We start from the raw sequence: 16,249 nt of genomic DNA on the forward strand, positions 1-16,249 counted from the left end.
GACGGGGCGGCGCGACGTTGCTAGCGAAACTCCCGTCCCCCGACTTGTTATTAACCTGCCGCAATCCCCGTTGATTGCAGCCATGCCGACATTCAACTTCGCATATCTTCGATCTCAGGCCATGACATCGCTGAATGTCGGGCTGGTCGGGACAGTACGAGCCTACGCGACAGGGCCGCCCCGCGCCCGCCAGCCGCTCATGCCGCCGGCATAGTGGCGGATATCTTGCCGCCCGGCCGACAGCGCCCGCCGCAGGGCGGTGGCCGAGCGGCCGCCGGCCTGACAGATCAGAACCACCGGCTTGTCGTGCACGAGGTTGCCCGGGTCGAAACGCGACAGCGGGTGATTGACGGCGCCCGGGATGTGGCCGCCCTTGAACTCATGCGGCTCGCGCACGTCGACGATGACGCAGCTTCGCTGCTGATGCGCCCGCACCAGCTCATCATGCTCGATCGCCGGCACGCTGGTCGACCCGGTCAACCTGCTGAACAGTCCTGATAGCATGGGAGGAACCTCTCACTGTTTGACGTAGGGGCACTCGGGCGACTCAGTCTAGCCCTGCGTCCGCTTCGCCTTGGCCCCGGACGCTTCGACCCAGAAGAAGAACGCACCTGCGCCGATCGCGAGCGCGGCGAACCAGACGCCATCCGGCACGCCGGTGATGTCGGGCAGCCGCACCTTGCCGAGCGCCCAAACATTCAGGACGTGGGCCTTCACCCAGTCGAAGCTCAGCGCGTAGAGGATCGCGCCGACGATCATGCCGAAAGCGCCGACTGCGGCATGCACGCTGCCGCTGGCGATGGCGCCGAGCGCGGTGCCCGGGCAGTAGCCGTAGACCACCATGCCGATGCCGAAAAGCGCCGCGCCGAGCGCGACCGCGAGCATGTTGGCGTCCTTGACGTAGTATTTGGTGTTGCCGGTGTCGACCAGCAGCAGCACGCCGATGCCGCCGACGACGATCGCGGTGCCCATCACCTTCAAGACGGTGAAGTCGCGCAGCCGGAACTGATTCTCGATCACGTTGCAGCTCGTGACCTTGCCCTGCTGTAGCAGATAGCCGAACACGGCGCCCATCAACATCGGGCCGGCGATGCTCATCAGCGACGTCATGGCCCTTCTCCTACGCTTTGCGGAACATGAGGCGCGACACGAAAAGGCCGGTCGCGAACATCACGGCGAGGAACAGCCAGCTCGACAGCGCCAGTTGCAGACCGCCTGAAATGCCGTGTCCGCTGGTGCAGCCGCCGGCCAGACGCGCGCCATACATGATGACGATGCCGCCGAGAAACGCAGCGACGAAGCGCTTGAACACCGACGGACCAAAGCGCTCCCTCCAGACCTCCGGCACCAGCTCGAGGCGCCACGTGCCGGAGATGACCGCCGACAGGAATGCGCCGAGCGGAATGCCGACCAGAAACCAGACGCCATAGTCCCATTTCAGCGGCATCGACTTCCAATAGCTGTTGGCGGCGACGGCGTCGGATCCGATCACCGGCGCGGCGAACAGCGCCGCGATGCGCGAGAACGCCGTCGTCACGCCGAGCGGGTCGCCGAACCCGGCAAAGGCCACCCAGCTGAGGATGCCGATGCCGGCGCCGACCAGATAAGGCGACCAGTCGATCCCCCGGGACGTGCCCAGATCCTTGACCATGACGTCGTTCATCATTGCCACGACGGGTCCTCCTGCTGACGCGGCCCAGCGCCGCGACCGACGTACGCCACTATATGCATATATTCGAATTTATGCAATTATAATTCAGCGGGTGCCGATAGGTGAAGAGGCGGGGCTCTGCGGCAGCGTGACGGTGAGGAAACAGCGGCACTGACGACTTCGGGAACGGCAGCCCCGCGCAAGCCGCGGCGGAGCTTGATCCGCCGCGGCCCCACGCGCTCTATTCATGTCGGCGCGGGCCTCGCAAGCCCATCGTCACCACGCGACTCGGTCGCGCAGCTTGCCGCGGCCGCAGGGAGAAGTCATCGAGATTGGGCTCGCAGGCCAACGCAGAAGCGATGGCCGGCGAGGGGTGGCCGGGGCCTGCGCACCTGTCCAGCACCCCCGACGCGGCCCGGCGAATGGCGGCGAGATCGGATCTCTGCGGCTCTCGGTCGCTGCGAGCTCCTAGGCGGCTCTCACGCCGGCGATGAACTTCTTCACTTCCATGCTCAGTCTGGCACTGTCGTCGGCCAGCGATTTCGCGGCGGACAGCACCTGGGACGCGGCGGTTCCGGTATCGACGGCGCCGCGCTGCACATCCGCAACGTTGGCCGAGACCTGCTGCGTTCCCGCCGCCGCGTGCTGGACGTTGCGCGAGATCTCCTGCGTCGCGGCGCCCTGCTGCTCCACGGCCGATGCGATCGTCGACGAAATCTCCTGCAATTTCTCGATGGTGATGCTGATGTCGCGGATGGCACCGACCGATTGCTGGGTGGCGGACTGGATGCCGGAGATCTGCTGGCCGATCTCGCCCGTGGCCTTCGCCGTCTGCTCGGCCAGCGCCTTGACCTCGGATGCGACCACCGCAAATCCGCGGCCGGCCTCGCCGGCGCGTGCGGCCTCGATCGTTGCATTCAGCGCGAGCAGATTGGTCTGTCCGGCAATCGTATTGATCAGCTCGACGACGTCGCCGATGCGGGCAGCGGACTTCGAAAGCTCGCTGACCTGTTCATTGGTCTTGCGGGCCTGTGCCACCGCCTCATTGGCCATCCGGGCGGAATCCTGGACTTGCCTGCTGATCTCGTTGACGGACGCGGAGAGCTCCTCGGTCGCAGATGCCACCGACTGCACATTGGTGCAGGCTTCCTCGGAAGCCGCGGTGACGGACGTGGCGAGGTTCTGGGCTCGGCTCGCCGTGTTGCTGAGCCCGCCGGCGTGACCCTCCAGAGTGCTCGATGCCGTGGACACGGTGTCGACGATCTCGCCGACCACGGCCTCGAAGCGGCCAGTGATCTCGTCGAGCCGCCGGCTGCGTTCCAGTTTCACCTCCGCCTCTTTCGAAGCGATGTCGTCGGCCTGCTTCTTCGCAATCAGGGCGGTCTTGAAGACCTCCAGGGCGTCGGCCATCATGCCTACTTCGGTCTTCTGGCCGCGATAGGGGATCTCCATCGCCAGGTTGCCCTCACCGAGCGCCTGCATCGGCCTGATGATGGAAGCGATGCACCGGGAAATGTCGCGAACGAACCAGCTTCCGATGCCGATGCCGGCGAGAACGGCAAGGACGATGACCGTCGACATCAATTCAAACGCCTCCGCATAGCCATCCGCGGCGATCCTGGTTTCGGCGTCGGCGCCACGATTGTTGAGGTCAATCAGCTTTCGAAGAAATTCGTCCGACTGATTGGCGACGCTCCGGACCGTCTTGTTGAACAGATCGCTCGCCTGCTTGGTCGTATTGCCGTTCCCTGCGCGCAGCACCTCGAGCACACCATCGGCAGCCTTGACGTATTGCTCCCAGCCCCGCGACCAGCTCTCGAACAGGCTGCGCTCCTCGGCCGACGAGATCATCGCCTCATAGGAGCGGCGCGCCGTCGCGATGACGACGAGCGTTGCCTTCATGTTGCGGTCGAGATTGTCCTTCTCCTCAGTCGTATCAGCCGTCATGTAGGCCCGGAGCTGCGCCCGATTGAGGTTGATCGCCGAACGCAACTCGCCGAGCACGCGCACGCTTGGCAGCCAGTTCTTGGCGATCATTTCGGTATGCGTATTGATTGTCTGCATGCCGCGGACGGCCAGCAATCCGACGATGGACATCGCCACCAGCAGCAGCGCAATGACGGCCGCCATCTTTGCTCGAATGGAGAGTTGCGACATCTCGCGTGCCTTTCGTCGTCCCGGCGATTCGTATCGGTCCGCCGCATGATTGCGCCGTCCCCCGCGCGACGGTAACACCCGACCTTCGCAAATTGGTTAACATGCGGGATCTCCAGACCGGGATCTACCAACGTGATGTTCGGGCGTGATGGTCCGAATGCCGTGTTCGGCACGCATCTCCTGTAGCCAACCGCGGACTACGCGATCTGCGCGCCGGCGTGACGATGCAAAGACGCGTGTCTTCAGGTTCGATCTGATCAGACAGTATTTTTCGTCAGAGGCTGGAAGTGCGCCGACACGCCAGGCACCGACGAGCCTGTGACCGGAGATTCATGGATGCTGCTCTTTGATGCTGCATTTTCAATGCCGCTCGGTAGAAGCAGGCTCGCTTCCGCAGGATGCCTCAAGAAGGCATGGCGGAGGGCGACTGAACCGGGCTCTGCGCCGGCTTGGTGGCGAACAGCCAGCGGTCGACGACAAAATCGGTGACGGCCGCACCCAACCACATGCCACCAAGCACGATCCACGCTGTGAGCGCGAACACCGATGCCCCGGTCACGCCGGCGCCAACGGCGCAGCCGCCCGCCAGCATCGCGCCGAATCCCATCAGGACGGCGCCGATCATGTAACGGCGCATGCCGCGCCCATCCGAGAAGCCTTCGAGATTGAGTTCGCGCGCCAGCGCGGCCGCAACGAACGAGCCGATGAACACACCCGGAATGATGCCGAGATCGAAGCCCGGCTTCAGTTGCGGGCTGGCGAGCACCTGCATCAGCAGCTCCGCCGAAGGACCGCTGAATGTCAGGCTCTTCAGCGGCACCGGCGAGAACGAGGCCTGGCCGAGCTGATAGGTGAGGAGCCAGCCCCCGGCGACCGCCGCGCCCGCGGCCACCGCCGAGCGCAGGATCTTCGGGCCAACCTGAAACTTCGACACGGCGGCGAGCCCGGCCAGGAACCACAGCATGCCGAAGCCGAGCTTCTCGGGCGTACCGCCGCCGAACAGGCTCATGACGTCGCGCGACGGTCCGCCGTCGACGAGCCAAAGATTGGTGAGCCACTCGCGTGCCGGCGCGAGCAGGCCGCGATAGGCGGACTGCGCCGTCACCGCGAAGATGAGGCCGGACAGCAGCGCCCGCAGATTGCCGTTGGCCGAGAGCACCAGCAGACGGCTGGCACAGCCTCTCGCCAGGATCATGCCGCAGCCGAACAGCGTGCCGCCGATCATCGCGCCGGAAATGCTGCCCTGCTGCGCCAGCTGGCGCGCTTCGGAGACGTCGAGCAGGCCCATTGCCACCAGCGCCTGGGTGCCCAGCAGCGCCGAGGCGAAGGTGAGGAGCCACACCGCCAGCCGCGGACCGCCCTGCCCGCGCGCGAACTCGATCGTGGCCGCCCGGAGGCAGAAGCGGCTGCGCTGGGCGAAGAAGCCGAACGCGCCGCCGGCCGCGAGCCCGCACAGCAGCGACACCAGCTCCTCACCCAGAAGGTCGATCAATGCGGTGAGCACAGGCGCTCCCGTCGTTCAGGCCTGCCGCTCAACCTGCCGGGCGGCATCGGCAAGGACGCATGTGCCCGTCACGGGCGCAGGTAGGCGTATCCACTCTGCTGCAGCTCGGTGAGGCGCACGACGCCGCCCTTCTCCGCCACCGCGAAGCCTGGCAAGAGATCGTCGAGCTTCACGCCTTGCGCCTTCATGGTGTTCGCACAGGCCTCGAAGCCGACGCCGGCCTTCATGAGGCGCTCGGCCAGAGCCGAGATGGTCTGGTCGGCCGAAATCGCATGAAAGGCCCGCAAGCCCGGACCGTGGATCACCAGGCGAATGTCTGCGCGTCCAGGTCCTCCGGTGCCATCGACGTGGTTCTGGAGGTTGCCGAGAACGAACAGGGCGCGGTCCTGATCGGCGAGATGATAGGCGACGCGCTGGCGCGGAGATTCCGTCGCCGCGCGTGCGCTGCTGACACCGAAGATTCCAAACAGGCTGGCAAGACCAGCTTGCATCAAAGATCGACGTTCCATGGTGGCTCCTAGCGCGCGGCTGCAATGAATCCTGCGATGCGATCAGCGGCATCCTCGGCGGCGAGATCGCGAAAGAAGTGATCTGCGTCGTCAATCGTCTCCAGTCGGACACGGCTGCCGGCGCGTGAGGCCAGCGGCGCGAACGACGCTGCCACGTCCGGCACCGTCTTGTCTTGCGCTGCCGCAAGCACCAGAACCGGCAGGCTCACATCGGCGATCAGCGCCGCCGTATCCTGGCGCCGGTCGGCGCGATAGAATGCTGCGAATGCGCGCGCCGTCACCTTGGCACCGCGGCAATAGATGAAGCCCGGCACCGACATCCAATCACCGCCGCGCCCGGCGGCGATCGCAGCCTCGGCCTTGTCGAGCAGCGGCGCCAATCGCTGGCCGTAGCTCTCCGCATAGGCGTCTCTCAAGCCGGTCTCGATGCTCGCCGTCGCCGGCGCCAGGAGGATCGCACCGTCGACCGCGGCCTTGGGATTGGCGGCTAGATAGCGCGCGACCTGATTGGCGCCGCGCGAATGTCCGAGGACGAAGACGTGCGACGACGTCTTGCGCGCTTCGCTCAGCCAGGCGGTGATCTCCACGACCGCATCGTCCGTCACATAGTCATGGGGTTTGGCACAATCGTACATGCCGGTGCGGCGATCGAGACCGAGCACGAGATTGTGCGCGAGCGAGGCGATGCCCCGCTCGGCCAACGCCTTGGACAGGCCCTGGATGGTCTCCATGTCCTTGTGCGCGAGCGTGCCGTGCGTCATCAGCACCAGCGGCACATCCGGTCCAGACTGCGCCGGCAGTCGGAGCGTGCCGAGCGCCGTACGCCCGCCGATCGTGAGTTCGCGCGGCTCCTCGGCCGCGAATGCGATCGACGCAATGAACGAGACGACAAGAGCGAGCCACCACCGCATCGCAAATTCCTCAGGGACGCACGATCGTCCAGTTCTTCTCGGACAGCTCCAGCAGGGTCGCGACCCCGGTCTTGACGACCGTGACACCATCGAGCAGAGGCGGCCGCCGTCCCTCCTTGCTCGCGAGCGTCTCCAAGGTATTGCCGCAGGCGATGAAGCTCACATTGGGCATCGACTTGGCGAAGCCGAGCACCCGCTCCTTCACCGGCGAGCGGTCGGCCAGCAGCATGTCGAGGCCGCCATTGAACGCGACGATCACGATCTCGACCTCCGCGCCCTCGCCCGAATAGTGGCGGGAGACATTCGCGGCGACGTCGAGCACCGCGCGCATCTTGGCCGGATCCTCGTCGCTGATCTGCAACGCGAGCCTATGTGGCTCGGCTGCAGCGGCGATGGATGCAACCCCGCTTCCGGCCAGGGCGACGGATGCGGCCGCCAACAGCATCTCGCGGCGGCTGCATCCGGCAATCCTCACTCGACGCCTCGCGGCTTGCCGTCCTTTTCTTCCGGCGTGACGTCGACCGCCGTCGCGCGTCCGGTGATCTTGACCGGCGCGATGCAGTTCTTCATGCAGGGATCCTTCTGCCAGAACGCCTTCTCGCTCGTGGCCCGGTCATCCATGATGAACCCGCCCTCGTTCGGCATCTTGATCGTGGCGAGATTGCTGTTGCTCAGCTCGAAGTTCTGATCGGTGATCACGTCGTTCAGATAGAGCACATAGGCGACCAGCGCATAGTACTCGTCGACCTTCAGCGACTGCGGGCTGCCGAACGGCATCGCGTGGCGGACGTAGTCGAACAGCGTCGAGGCATAGGGCCAGTAGGAGCCGACCGTCTTGACCGGATTGTCTGATGTCAGCGATCCCTTGCCGCCGGCAAGCACCGGCCAGCGGCCGGCGCCCTCGCCGAATTCGCCATGGCAACTGGCGCAATTGTCCATGAACAGCTTCTCGCCCTGGGCGACGGTGCCCTTGCCGACGGGCAGCCCCTGTCCGTCCGGACGCACATCGATGTCCCAGCCGCGGATCTCCTCGGCGCTCGGCGCGCGGCCGATGTTGAAGCGCTGCGGCGCCTTTACATCAATCTTGGCCTCTGTCTTCTCGCTCGGACCGCCGGCGAATGCCACCGAGCCCGCAAGGGTTGCGAGCGCTGCGGCGGCAATGATGAGCTTAGGCGACCTCGACATTCTCGACCTCACCGTTTGCCTGCACGTGCCAGGTCTGGATGCCATTGTTGTGATAGATGGAATTGTAGCCGCGCACCTTGCGCAGTTCGGCCTTGGAGGGCTGGACGTAGCCGGTCTCGTCCTGGACCCGCGACTGCAAGAGCAGCGGCTCGCCGTTCCAGTCGAACTCGTAGTAGAAGCGCGTCAGCGCCTTGTCGAGCACCGGGCCGTCGATCCGCGCCGGCCACCAGTTGCGGCCGCCATCGAGCGAGACGTCGACGCGCTTGACCTTGCCGTTGCCCGACCACGCCAGGCCCGACACGATCGTAAAGCCCTTGCCATGCTTGATCGGCGCCTGCGGGCTCGGGCTCGTGATCACCGACTTCGCATCCATCGCCCAGGTGAAGCGTCGCGCCTTGCCGTTCGGCAAGAGATCCGTGTACTTCGAGGTCTCCTCGCGGGTGTGCCAGGGCTGGTCGCCGACCTTGATGCGGCGCAGCCATTTGACCCAGAGATTGCCCTGCCATCCGGGTACGACCAGGCGCATCGGATAGCCCTGCTCGGGATACAGCGCCTCGCCGTTCATCTTATAGGCGATGATGCAGTCGTCGAGCGCCTTCTCGATCGGCAGGCTGCGATCCATCGACGCGGAGTCGGCGCCCTCCACCAGCAGCCATTTGCCGTTGGTCTTGACGCCGGCCTCTTCGAGCAGGGTGCGCAGCGAGACGCCGGTATATTGCACGCAGTGGATCATGCCATGCGTGAACTGGCAGCCATTGAGCTGGGCGCCGCGCCACTCCATGCCGGAGTTGGCAGCGCATTCCATGAAGTGGATGCGGTTGACGCGCGGATAGCGCTTGAGCTCGTCGAGCGACAGCAGCAGCGGCCGCTCGACCAGGCCGTGGATCATCAGCCGGTGATCGGCCGGATCCACGTCGGCCACGCCGCCGTGATGGCGTTCGAAGCACAGTCCGTTCGGCGTGATGATGCCTTCCAGCTCGTGCAGCGGCGTGAAGCTGACCGAGGATTCGCGCGAAGCCGTCAGCCATTCGACGTCGCGGCGGACGACGTCCTTCTCGAACTTCGACGGCTTGCCGTAGGGCCGGACGGCGACGCCCTCGCCGAGGGTGCGCGTCCATTCCGGCACGTTCGGCGGCTGGTTGGCGGGATTGCCGGCGCCGGCTCGCGCCTGCGAGGCCAGCGCGGTGGCGGCGAGACCGCCGGCCGCAGTCAGGAAACCACGACGCGAGGCGCGTGGGGCTGAGGGAAGTGATTTGTCCTTGGACATCGTCGTCACACTCCGGAGACTTTGACGGCCCGGTTGGGCTCGAGACGAACGGTTTTCTGGCGCTGCAGATAGCTCGACACGACCTCCCAGATCGGCGGCCCCTGCGTGCCTTCGTTGACGCTGGCCCAGCCCGCGACCTGATACTCGCGCGCCGGATCGATCGCGGCGCCGGTCTTGATCAGGCGCATGTCGGAGATGCGCTGTCCCTGCGGCTTGTTGACGTCGATGGCATAGGACATGCCGCCGATGCGGACCATGTCGCCGCCCTGCTGGTAGTAGGGATCGACGTTGAACAGGTTGTCGGCGACGTCCTCGATGATCTCCTTCAGCCGCGTGCCGGTCATGCCCATGCGATAGACGGCGGGATAGGTGATCGCGGTGGCGTTGGTGACGTCCTCGAAGGTGATGTCCTGGCCCGGCATCACGCTTGTACCCCAGCGGAAGCCCGGCGACAGCGCGATCTCGGCATCGCGTTCCTGCAGCAGCGCCTGGCAGATCAGGTCGTCGAACGTGCCGTTGAAATTGCCGCGGCGATACAGCAGCGTCTCGGTCCGTCCCAGCGGGCGGGCAAGATCGGCGGCAAACGGCTTGCGCACCTCGGCGATCTTCGCCGCCATCGCCGGGTCCGGCGTGATCACGTCGGAGAACAGCGGGATCAGCTTGTAACGATAGCCCTTCACCTCGCCGTCCTTGACGTCGAGATCGAGCCGCGAGACGAACTTGCCGGACGACCCCGACGCGATCAGCAGCGTCTTGCCGACCTTGACCGCTTCAGGCAATGCATCATGGGTGTGACCCGTGAGAATGACGTCGAGACCCTTGACGCGGCTGGCCAGCTTGCGGTCGACGTCGAAGCCGTTGTGTGACAGCAGCACCACGAGGCCGGCGCCGTCCTTGCGCGCCTTGTCGACCTGGGTCTGAACATCCTCCTCGCGCACGCCGAACGACCAGTTCGGAATCATCCAGCGGGGATTGGCGACCGGCGTGTACGGGAAGGCCTGGCCGAGCACCGCGATCTTGACGCCGCCGCGCTCGATCATCGTCGAGGCTTCGAACGCCGGCTCGTTCCATTCGGTGTCGCGGATGTTGAGGCCGAGGAAGGGGAAGCCCAAACCATCGACCGCCTGCTTGACGCGCTCGGTGCCGTAGGTGAACTCCCAATGCCCGGTCATCGCATCCGGCTTCAGCAGCGCCATGCAGTCGATCATGTCCTGGCCGCGGGTCTTCAGCGACGTCCAGGATCCCTGCCAGGTATCGCCGCCGTCGAGCAGCACGACCTTGTCGCCGCGCTCGGCGCGGATGGCCTTGATGACGGTGGCGGCGCGGTCGAGCCCGCCGATCCGCCCGTACGTCTTGGCGAGCGCCTCGAAATCCTCCGAGGTCAGCGCATAGGCCGACGACGAGCCCGGCGCGATGCCGAAGCGGGTGAGGAAATCCTTGCCGGTGACATGCGGCGGCTGGCCCTTGGCGTCACCGACGCCGAGATTGGTCGACGGCTCGCGGAAATACAGCGGCATCAGCTGGCCGTGGATGTCGGTGACATGCACCAAGGTGACGTTGCCGACCGGATCGAACGCCAGCAGCTCCTTCTCGGTCAGCTTCTGCTGAGCAAAGGCGCGGGTCGCACCCGCAAGACCGGAGCCACCCGTCAAGGCAGCCGCCGCCAATGCGACCTGAACGAATTCGCGACGCGATATCATGATGTGTCTTCCTTGTGGCCGCGGCTAGTTGCGGACCGACGGTGTCTCGACGGGAAGCCCGATGCCGCGCCAGGCGACGTAGATTTCGAGCGCGAGGAACTCGTCCGACAGCGGCTTGTAGGGCACGCCGCGAACGTCGAACATGCAGCCCTCGAACCGTTCGTGCAGCGGGACCAGGCGCTGATCGCGCAGCCGGTAGGTCGGAAAGCCGTTGGTCTGGCCTTGGCTCAGAAAATCGGCGCGCATGAACTTGCCGTTGTTCTTCTCGTGGCAGGAGGCGCAGGCGAGATCGAGCTGGCCGACCCGCGTGTAGTAGATCTCCTTGCCCTTCTCGAACCACGGCGACATCGGGCCGTCGGTCTTCACCGCCACAGGCATGCCGCGCGACTGATAGCGGACGAAGGTCGTCATGTCCGTCAGCTCCTTGGACTTGAACGGCCAGGGCTGCGCCTTCATGTGCTCGGTGCGGCAGATGTTGATCTGCTGCTCAAGATTGACCGGCTTGTTGAGCTTCTCGCTCCATTTGGGCATGGCCGCGCCGACGCCCTTCATGGTCTTTTCCGCCTCGCCGTGGCAGCTCATGCACGACTTGCCTTCGCCGCCGTCGACCGTCTTCCAGACGTCGGCGGCCCGCTCCACCGCGAGGAAGCCGGGATTCTCCAGATCGTCATCCTGGAGCGCGCGCGTTTCCTTGGTGCGGAACTGATAGCCCGAGATGATGGTCTTGAAGACGTGGCCGGGAGGCGCCGGAATGCCCTTCCGTTCGGCCTCCTGGCCGAACGTCGCGACTGCCGACAGGGCCAGCGCGGCCGACGCCAGGACGGCGAGAGAACCGTAGCGAATGGACATCCGTCACTCCTCCTAGCGATCACACGCTGCCGATCAGGCCTTCAACGCGATCTTCTCTTCGGCCGTCACGACGGAGCCATCGTCATCCGTCCATGCGAACTTGAACGTGCCTTCCTCGTCGATCCTTGCGTCGAACTGGATGTACGGGTTGGCGGAGATCGCCGGCTCCAGCGCGCAGGAGAACACCGGCTTGCCGTTGAACTCGCAGGTGAACTTGTTGATGATCTTGCGTGGGATCGGCTTGCCCTGCGCATCCTTGCGCTGACCCGATTCCATCAGATGCGAGACCAGCGTCTTGATCTGGATGATCTCGCCCTTCTTGGCTTCCTTCGGAAGCTTGATGCGCGGCTTGTCTGCCATGTTCGTCTCTCCCTGTCTCAGCCGCCGCAGCCGCCGATGGTGACCTTGACGGTCTTGCGCTCTGTGAAGAGCGAACCGTCACTCATCTTCGCGACCGCGATCACGTTCTGGGTCTGCGCCAGACGGATACGGATCGACGCCTCGGCCTTGCCGGACATCGGCGTGAACATCAGCGTGGCGACGCCGCCGTTCGGATTGCCGTCGGCCACGAACAGCACTTCCTTGACGTAGTTCTCGGCGGTCATCGGGCTTTCGACCGAGAGCGCGAGCGGCACGGTGTTGCCGTTCTCGGCGATCTCAGGCAGATCGAGCGTGATCTTGCCCTTGGCCGCTTCCTTGCCGCCGGTGAACTTCTTGATCATCTCGGCCGCGTCGTTGCTCGGCTCGGCGTTGGCGGCCATCGGCAGCACCGTCAAAGCGACGAAACCGCCGCCGAGAAGGAACGCCTGTCGTCTGTTGATTGCGCCCATGCATCATCCTCCAGAGGCGGTTATTTCAATGTTTCGAGATAGGCGACGACGTCCTCGACCTGCGCGGCGGTGAGGACGGGTTTGCCGACGAACTCAGGCCTGACGCGATTGAGTCCGTCGTTCTTGTAGAAGGCGGGCATCACCGTGTCGGTGAAGATGCGCTTGGGATCGGCGACGATCAGGCGCAGTTGCGCCGTGTTGTAGCGGGTCGCGACGCCGTCGAGCGACGGACCGAACTCGCCGTGAAACTCTTCCGACTTCAGCGACGACACCTGATGGCAGGCGAGGCAATTGCCCAGCGTCCGCGTCAAGAACACCTTCTTGCCGGCATCGGCATTGCCGGGCGCGCCCGTCAGCGATTTCGGAATGGCATAGTCGACGACATCGAGCCTGATCGGCTCGTCACCTCGCGCGGTTGCCGACAGCAACACGCACAGCAAGGCGGCCGGAATCAAACGGCGCATGTTTCCACCCTGACCGACGAGGCGTCCCCTCGCCTTACGATGACACGACGGACTTACGATCCATCATATTCAAGAATTATGATTTGATAATGTGATTGATGTCAAGCGTATTTCGATGCCGCAGTGCACTCAACCCTTGGTCGAAGCGAGATAGTCGCGGAATGTGCCGCGCTCATAGGCCCTCTCGCGCACGAAGCGGAACATTGCGAGGAAATGCGGCGGCTTGAGATAGCCCGGCGCGCGCGCCACCTCGCGCGCGAGCGGCTCCTTCGCAGAGACGCCCTCGGCCGATGGCGGAAAGAACTGGAACGTCGGCGTGAAGCGGATCGCGTAGCGCTCGGCGAGCTCCTTCTCGGTGAGCTCCTTGCCGTCGAAGTCGATCACCTTGCGCGCGCCGAGCAGGTTGAGCTGCAGCACTTCGAAATTGGCACGGATGTAGTCCGTGATCTCTTGATCGGCAAAGTTCACCAGATGCGTCTCGCGGCAATACGGGCAGCCGCGCAGCTCCCACATGATCGCAAGCCGTTTGCCTTCCGACGCCGCGCTTTCGAGATCCTCGCGCAGGTCCAGGAAGCTGTTGAGAAACCAGGACTGGTGATAGAGCCCGTCGTCGCCCAGCACCGCGTCGGCCTGCGCCGGCGCTGAGGCCAGGCCGACGGCCGCCGCGGCAGGCAGCAGCGCAACCAGATTGCGCCGTGTCATCGTCCGGTTCGTCGTCATCAGCCTGCTCGCGCGCTTTGCCAAGTCACTGGCACCAAGTCCACTTTGCCAAGTCCACGGAATTTCGATACATGATATTCGAATAACAGAATGTGAAAAGGACATTCGATGCTGCGCCGCGTCATCATGCTGTCGCTCGTGCTGTCATGCCTCACGCATGGCGTCCGTGGGCACGCCGAAGGGAACGCGGATGTTGCTGCCTTCATGCACTCGGCGATGGCCAGCCTGCGCACAGCCGCGAGCTATGGCCGCACCGGCAATGTGGGCCTGGCGCAGATCGAGCTCGACGACGCCCGGATCGCCTGGGGCAGGCTCAGCCGGCTCGCCGAGCGCTCCCATGCGCCCTATTCGGCCAGATCCTTTGCAGAGCTGATCGCCACCGGCAACGATCGCCTGAAGCAGGCGGACGAAGCGCTGACCGCAGGTGACGGGGCACGCGCTGCGGCGGCCATTGCCGCGTTGCGCCGGTCGCTTCACGCCCTGAGGCAGGACGCCGGCGTGGTCGAGCTCAGTGATTGCGTGTTCGACCTGTCACCCGTCATGGACGCGTTGCGCAACGCCGCGGCGCGGTTCGCAGCGGGCAAGGCCGAGCCTGGCGAGGTCGTCCAGGCCGGCACAGCGCTGCGCGACCGGCTGCAACGCTGCAACGGCCTCGCCACGCCCGACGTGGCGAGCCAGGCCGAATTCCGCCGCCTGATCGACGGCGCCACGACGAGTGCCAACGAGATCGGCCGCGCTGCGCGCGAGAGCGACGCCGGCCTGGTGCATCGCTATGAGATCGAACTGCAGTCCTTCGTCAATCTATTGGACTTCCGCTTCGGCTGATCAGCCGATGGTGGCGAGCGACGGAAAGCGCTCGAAGATCCATTCCGACATCCGTGGGATCACGCCGGCGAGAAAGGCAGCGCCGGTCAGGACGAGAAAGCCGCCCATCGTCTTCTCGACCAGGGGGAGATGCGGCTTGATGCCCTTGAGCATGGTCATGAACTGCCCCGTAAAGGCAGCGGCGATCAGGAACGGGATGCCGGTCCCGACCGAGTAGGCGGCGAGCAGCAGCGCGCCCTTCCCCACCGTCGCCTCCGCGCCGGCCATCATCAGCACGGCGGCCAGGACCGGCCCCGCGCACGGCGTCCAGCCGAAGGCGAAGGCCAGTCCCATCACGAACGCACCGAGCAGGCCGGCCGGCTTGCGTCCGACGTCGATCGTCGCGCTCCGGTACAGCAGCGGAATCCGGAGCACCCCGAGGAAGTGCAGCCCCATCATGATGATGACGAGGCCGGCGAGGATGCCGAGCTGGCTGAGATGGCCGGCGATGAACCGTCCGAACACCGAGGCGGTGGCGCCGAGACCGACGAACACCAGCGAAAAACCGCCGACGAAGCACAGCGCCGTCAGCACCGTCCGCCGCCGCTGGGCCATGCTGGTTTCGCCGATCGCGTCGGCCGCCGAGACGCCGGCCATGTAGCACAGGAACGGCGGGACCAGCGGCAGAATGCACGGTGACAGAAACGACAACAGACCCGCGGCCAGCGCGGCGCCCAGCGTGACGTCGAGATCCATCTTTCCTCCCGGTCGGCCAGCGCTGCGTGCCCGGCCTGCCGGGCAGGATTCGGAAATCGCGCACTAGTACATATTCGAATTTAATGATAGATTGGCCGACAAGTCCAGAGAGGATCTCGGCATGACCGGCAGAACTGCATCGCGCGGATTCGCAACGCTCGCAGGAGCAGTGGTGACCGGCATCTGCCTCTCGTCGCCGGCTTTCGCCTCCGAGCTCGTGATGTTCGAACGTCCGGGCTGCGGCTGGTGCGCCCGCTTCAACGCGGAAATCGGTCCGATCTACGACAAGACCGACGAGGGGCGCGCGCTGCCGCTGCGACGGGTCGACCTTGCCAAGCCGCTGCCGACGGACCTGTCCGGTATCGATCCGGGAGCGTTCACCCCGACCTTCGTGGTGGTCGATCAGGGCCGCGAGATCGGACGCATCCGCGGCTATCCCGGCGACGCGTTTTTCTTTGGGATGCTGGGTCGTATAATGAATGCTACAAGCGGGGCGCCGGCCCGCTCCTGACGCCAACCGAGGGATCCCGAATTCATGCCGCTGCCGAACTTGAAGGACATCGAAACCTCTGCCGAGCTCGAGCAGATGATCGAGAAGGCGCGGGAAGCCAGCGAGATGCTGAAGGCGCTGTCCCACGAGTCCCGGCTTTTGCTGCTCTGTATCCTCGCCGAAGGCGAAAAATCCGTCACCGAGCTCGAGCAGTTCCTGGGCGAGCGGCAGTCGACCGTCTCGCAGCAGCTCGCCCGTCTCAGGCTCGACCGGCTGGTCACGACGCGGCGCGACGGCAAGACGATCTACTACAGCCTTGCGAGCGAAGATGTCCGCAAGATCCTGACGGCGATCTACGACGTCTATTGCGAGCCGGTCCGCAAGCGCCGCCGCTGACAGGTTCGCCCTCGCGGTCTCGGGCTTCGCATCGGCGCGCCCTGTAGCGGCGCAAG

At 65.2% G+C, this 16,249-nt stretch carries 20 protein-coding genes; 3 read left to right on the forward strand and 17 right to left on the reverse strand.

Annotation, left to right across the window (positions count from 1 at the left end):
* Positions 1–162 precede the first annotated feature (162 nt).
* The 16 genes from ACQR1H_RS32435 to ACQR1H_RS32510 all read right to left on the reverse strand — a co-directional run bounded on the left by ACQR1H_RS32435 (position 163) and on the right by ACQR1H_RS32510 (position 13,747).
* Positions 163–504 carry a rhodanese-like domain-containing protein gene (locus ACQR1H_RS32435; RefSeq protein WP_315805474.1) on the reverse strand — a complete coding sequence of 114 codons (342 nt, stop codon included), beginning with the start codon at positions 502–504 and terminating at the stop codon, positions 163–165.
* Between the two features lie 48 nt (positions 505–552).
* Positions 553–1,110, reverse strand: coding sequence for a YeeE/YedE thiosulfate transporter family protein (locus ACQR1H_RS32440; RefSeq protein WP_434908765.1), 558 nt, complete (start codon positions 1,108–1,110; stop codon positions 553–555).
* 10 nt (positions 1,111–1,120) lie between these two features.
* A complete protein-coding gene (locus ACQR1H_RS32445) occupies positions 1,121–1,663 on the reverse strand; it encodes a YeeE/YedE thiosulfate transporter family protein (protein WP_315805520.1) in 543 nt (180 codons plus the stop codon).
* 456 nt (positions 1,664–2,119) lie between these two features.
* Complete coding sequence (locus ACQR1H_RS32450) at positions 2,120–3,808, reverse strand: methyl-accepting chemotaxis protein (RefSeq protein ID WP_316183583.1); 1,689 nt, start codon at positions 3,806–3,808, stop codon at positions 2,120–2,122.
* Positions 3,809–4,211: 403 nt separating this feature from the next.
* Positions 4,212–5,312 carry a YeeE/YedE family protein gene (locus ACQR1H_RS32455; protein ID WP_434908766.1) on the reverse strand — a complete coding sequence of 367 codons (1,101 nt, stop codon included), beginning with the start codon at positions 5,310–5,312 and terminating at the stop codon, positions 4,212–4,214.
* 68 nt (positions 5,313–5,380) lie between these two features.
* Positions 5,381–5,821, reverse strand: coding sequence for a DsrE family protein (locus tag ACQR1H_RS32460; RefSeq protein ID WP_409997992.1), 441 nt, complete (start codon positions 5,819–5,821; stop codon positions 5,381–5,383).
* A gap of 8 nt (positions 5,822–5,829) precedes the next feature.
* Positions 5,830–6,732, reverse strand: coding sequence for an alpha/beta hydrolase (locus ACQR1H_RS32465; RefSeq protein ID WP_434889624.1), 903 nt, complete (start codon positions 6,730–6,732; stop codon positions 5,830–5,832).
* 10 nt (positions 6,733–6,742) lie between these two features.
* Positions 6,743–7,177: a DsrE family protein gene (locus ACQR1H_RS32470; protein WP_315805522.1), complete on the reverse strand. Its 435-nt coding sequence runs from the start codon at positions 7,175–7,177 to the stop codon at positions 6,743–6,745.
* Positions 7,178–7,203: 26 nt separating this feature from the next.
* Positions 7,204–7,962: a c-type cytochrome gene (locus tag ACQR1H_RS32475; protein ID WP_434837962.1), complete on the reverse strand. Its 759-nt coding sequence runs from the start codon at positions 7,960–7,962 to the stop codon at positions 7,204–7,206.
* Entirely contained in the window at positions 7,901–9,184 is a 1,284-nt protein-coding gene (gene soxC, locus ACQR1H_RS32480) for a sulfite dehydrogenase (RefSeq protein WP_316217966.1), read from the reverse strand. The genes ACQR1H_RS32475 and soxC overlap by 62 nt, the downstream gene beginning before the upstream one ends.
* A 5-nt stretch (positions 9,185–9,189) precedes the next feature.
* Positions 9,190–10,884, reverse strand: coding sequence for a thiosulfohydrolase SoxB (soxB, locus tag ACQR1H_RS32485; protein ID WP_316183586.1), 1,695 nt, complete (start codon positions 10,882–10,884; stop codon positions 9,190–9,192).
* Positions 10,885–10,908: 24 nt separating this feature from the next.
* Complete coding sequence (gene soxA / locus ACQR1H_RS32490) at positions 10,909–11,733, reverse strand: sulfur oxidation c-type cytochrome SoxA (RefSeq protein WP_316217968.1); 825 nt, start codon at positions 11,731–11,733, stop codon at positions 10,909–10,911.
* Positions 11,734–11,766: 33 nt separating this feature from the next.
* Entirely contained in the window at positions 11,767–12,093 is a 327-nt protein-coding gene (gene soxZ, locus ACQR1H_RS32495; protein ID WP_315718309.1) for a thiosulfate oxidation carrier complex protein SoxZ, read from the reverse strand.
* A gap of 17 nt (positions 12,094–12,110) precedes the next feature.
* Entirely contained in the window at positions 12,111–12,563 is a 453-nt protein-coding gene (gene soxY, locus ACQR1H_RS32500) for a thiosulfate oxidation carrier protein SoxY (RefSeq protein ID WP_315805483.1), read from the reverse strand.
* Positions 12,564–12,583: 20 nt separating this feature from the next.
* Positions 12,584–13,027: a sulfur oxidation c-type cytochrome SoxX gene (gene soxX, locus ACQR1H_RS32505; protein ID WP_315805484.1), complete on the reverse strand. Its 444-nt coding sequence runs from the start codon at positions 13,025–13,027 to the stop codon at positions 12,584–12,586.
* A 129-nt stretch (positions 13,028–13,156) separates the two neighbouring features.
* Positions 13,157–13,747: a thioredoxin family protein gene (locus ACQR1H_RS32510; RefSeq protein ID WP_434837964.1), complete on the reverse strand. Its 591-nt coding sequence runs from the start codon at positions 13,745–13,747 to the stop codon at positions 13,157–13,159.
* Between the two features lie 108 nt (positions 13,748–13,855).
* Between ACQR1H_RS32510 and ACQR1H_RS32515 the strand changes: the two genes are divergently transcribed.
* Positions 13,856–14,572: a hypothetical protein gene (locus ACQR1H_RS32515; protein ID WP_434893460.1), complete on the forward strand. Its 717-nt coding sequence runs from the start codon at positions 13,856–13,858 to the stop codon at positions 14,570–14,572.
* Here the strand turns inward: ACQR1H_RS32515 and ACQR1H_RS32520 are convergent, their stop codons facing one another.
* Positions 14,573–15,307, reverse strand: a complete 735-nt coding sequence (locus tag ACQR1H_RS32520) for a cytochrome c biogenesis CcdA family protein (RefSeq protein ID WP_316237062.1) — start codon at positions 15,305–15,307, stop codon at positions 14,573–14,575.
* 121 nt (positions 15,308–15,428) lie between these two features.
* Here ACQR1H_RS32520 and ACQR1H_RS32525 point away from each other — a divergent pair, with 121 nt between their 5' ends.
* Together ACQR1H_RS32525 and ACQR1H_RS32530 are read left to right on the forward strand one after the other, a co-directional pair.
* Positions 15,429–15,818, forward strand: a complete 390-nt coding sequence (locus ACQR1H_RS32525; protein WP_315805523.1) for a thioredoxin — start codon at positions 15,429–15,431, stop codon at positions 15,816–15,818.
* Positions 15,819–15,842: 24 nt separating this feature from the next.
* Positions 15,843–16,193 carry an ArsR/SmtB family transcription factor gene (locus ACQR1H_RS32530; RefSeq protein WP_315805488.1) on the forward strand — a complete coding sequence of 117 codons (351 nt, stop codon included), beginning with the start codon at positions 15,843–15,845 and terminating at the stop codon, positions 16,191–16,193.
* Positions 16,194–16,249: the final 56 nt, after the last annotated feature.

It is taken from the genome of Bradyrhizobium sp. HKCCYLRH2015 (assembly GCF_051168215.1).
Classification (GTDB): Bacteria; Pseudomonadota; Alphaproteobacteria; order Rhizobiales; family Xanthobacteraceae; genus Bradyrhizobium.

Coding starts and splice junctions, on each gene's coding strand:
- ACQR1H_RS32530 (WP_315805488.1), top strand. CDS start 15,843: ATGCCGCTGCCGAACTTGAAGGACATCGAAACCTCTGCCGAGCTCGAG.
- ACQR1H_RS32520 (WP_316237062.1), bottom strand. CDS start 15,307: ATGGATCTCGACGTCACGCTGGGCGCCGCGCTGGCCGCGGGTCTGTTG.
- soxA (WP_316217968.1), bottom strand. CDS start 11,733: ATGTCCATTCGCTACGGTTCTCTCGCCGTCCTGGCGTCGGCCGCGCTG.
- soxC (WP_316217966.1), bottom strand. CDS start 9,184: ATGTCCAAGGACAAATCACTTCCCTCAGCCCCACGCGCCTCGCGTCGT.
- ACQR1H_RS32450 (WP_316183583.1), bottom strand. CDS start 3,808: ATGTCGCAACTCTCCATTCGAGCAAAGATGGCGGCCGTCATTGCGCTG.
- ACQR1H_RS32440 (WP_434908765.1), bottom strand. CDS start 1,110: ATGACGTCGCTGATGAGCATCGCCGGCCCGATGTTGATGGGCGCCGTG.
- ACQR1H_RS32510 (WP_434837964.1), bottom strand. CDS start 13,747: ATGACGACGAACCGGACGATGACACGGCGCAATCTGGTTGCGCTGCTG.
- soxZ (WP_315718309.1), bottom strand. CDS start 12,093: ATGGCAGACAAGCCGCGCATCAAGCTTCCGAAGGAAGCCAAGAAGGGC.
- ACQR1H_RS32515 (WP_434893460.1), top strand. CDS start 13,856: ATGCTGCGCCGCGTCATCATGCTGTCGCTCGTGCTGTCATGCCTCACG.
- soxX (WP_315805484.1), bottom strand. CDS start 13,027: ATGCGCCGTTTGATTCCGGCCGCCTTGCTGTGCGTGTTGCTGTCGGCA.
- ACQR1H_RS32460 (WP_409997992.1), bottom strand. CDS start 5,821: ATGGAACGTCGATCTTTGATGCAAGCTGGTCTTGCCAGCCTGTTTGGA.
- ACQR1H_RS32470 (WP_315805522.1), bottom strand. CDS start 7,177: ATGCTGTTGGCGGCCGCATCCGTCGCCCTGGCCGGAAGCGGGGTTGCA.
- ACQR1H_RS32445 (WP_315805520.1), bottom strand. CDS start 1,663: ATGAACGACGTCATGGTCAAGGATCTGGGCACGTCCCGGGGGATCGAC.
- ACQR1H_RS32525 (WP_315805523.1), top strand. CDS start 15,429: ATGACCGGCAGAACTGCATCGCGCGGATTCGCAACGCTCGCAGGAGCA.
- soxY (WP_315805483.1), bottom strand. CDS start 12,563: ATGGGCGCAATCAACAGACGACAGGCGTTCCTTCTCGGCGGCGGTTTC.
- soxB (WP_316183586.1), bottom strand. CDS start 10,884: ATGATATCGCGTCGCGAATTCGTTCAGGTCGCATTGGCGGCGGCTGCC.
- ACQR1H_RS32475 (WP_434837962.1), bottom strand. CDS start 7,962: ATGGCATCCAGACCTGGCACGTGCAGGCAAACGGTGAGGTCGAGAATG.
- ACQR1H_RS32435 (WP_315805474.1), bottom strand. CDS start 504: ATGCTATCAGGACTGTTCAGCAGGTTGACCGGGTCGACCAGCGTGCCG.
- ACQR1H_RS32465 (WP_434889624.1), bottom strand. CDS start 6,732: ATGCGGTGGTGGCTCGCTCTTGTCGTCTCGTTCATTGCGTCGATCGCA.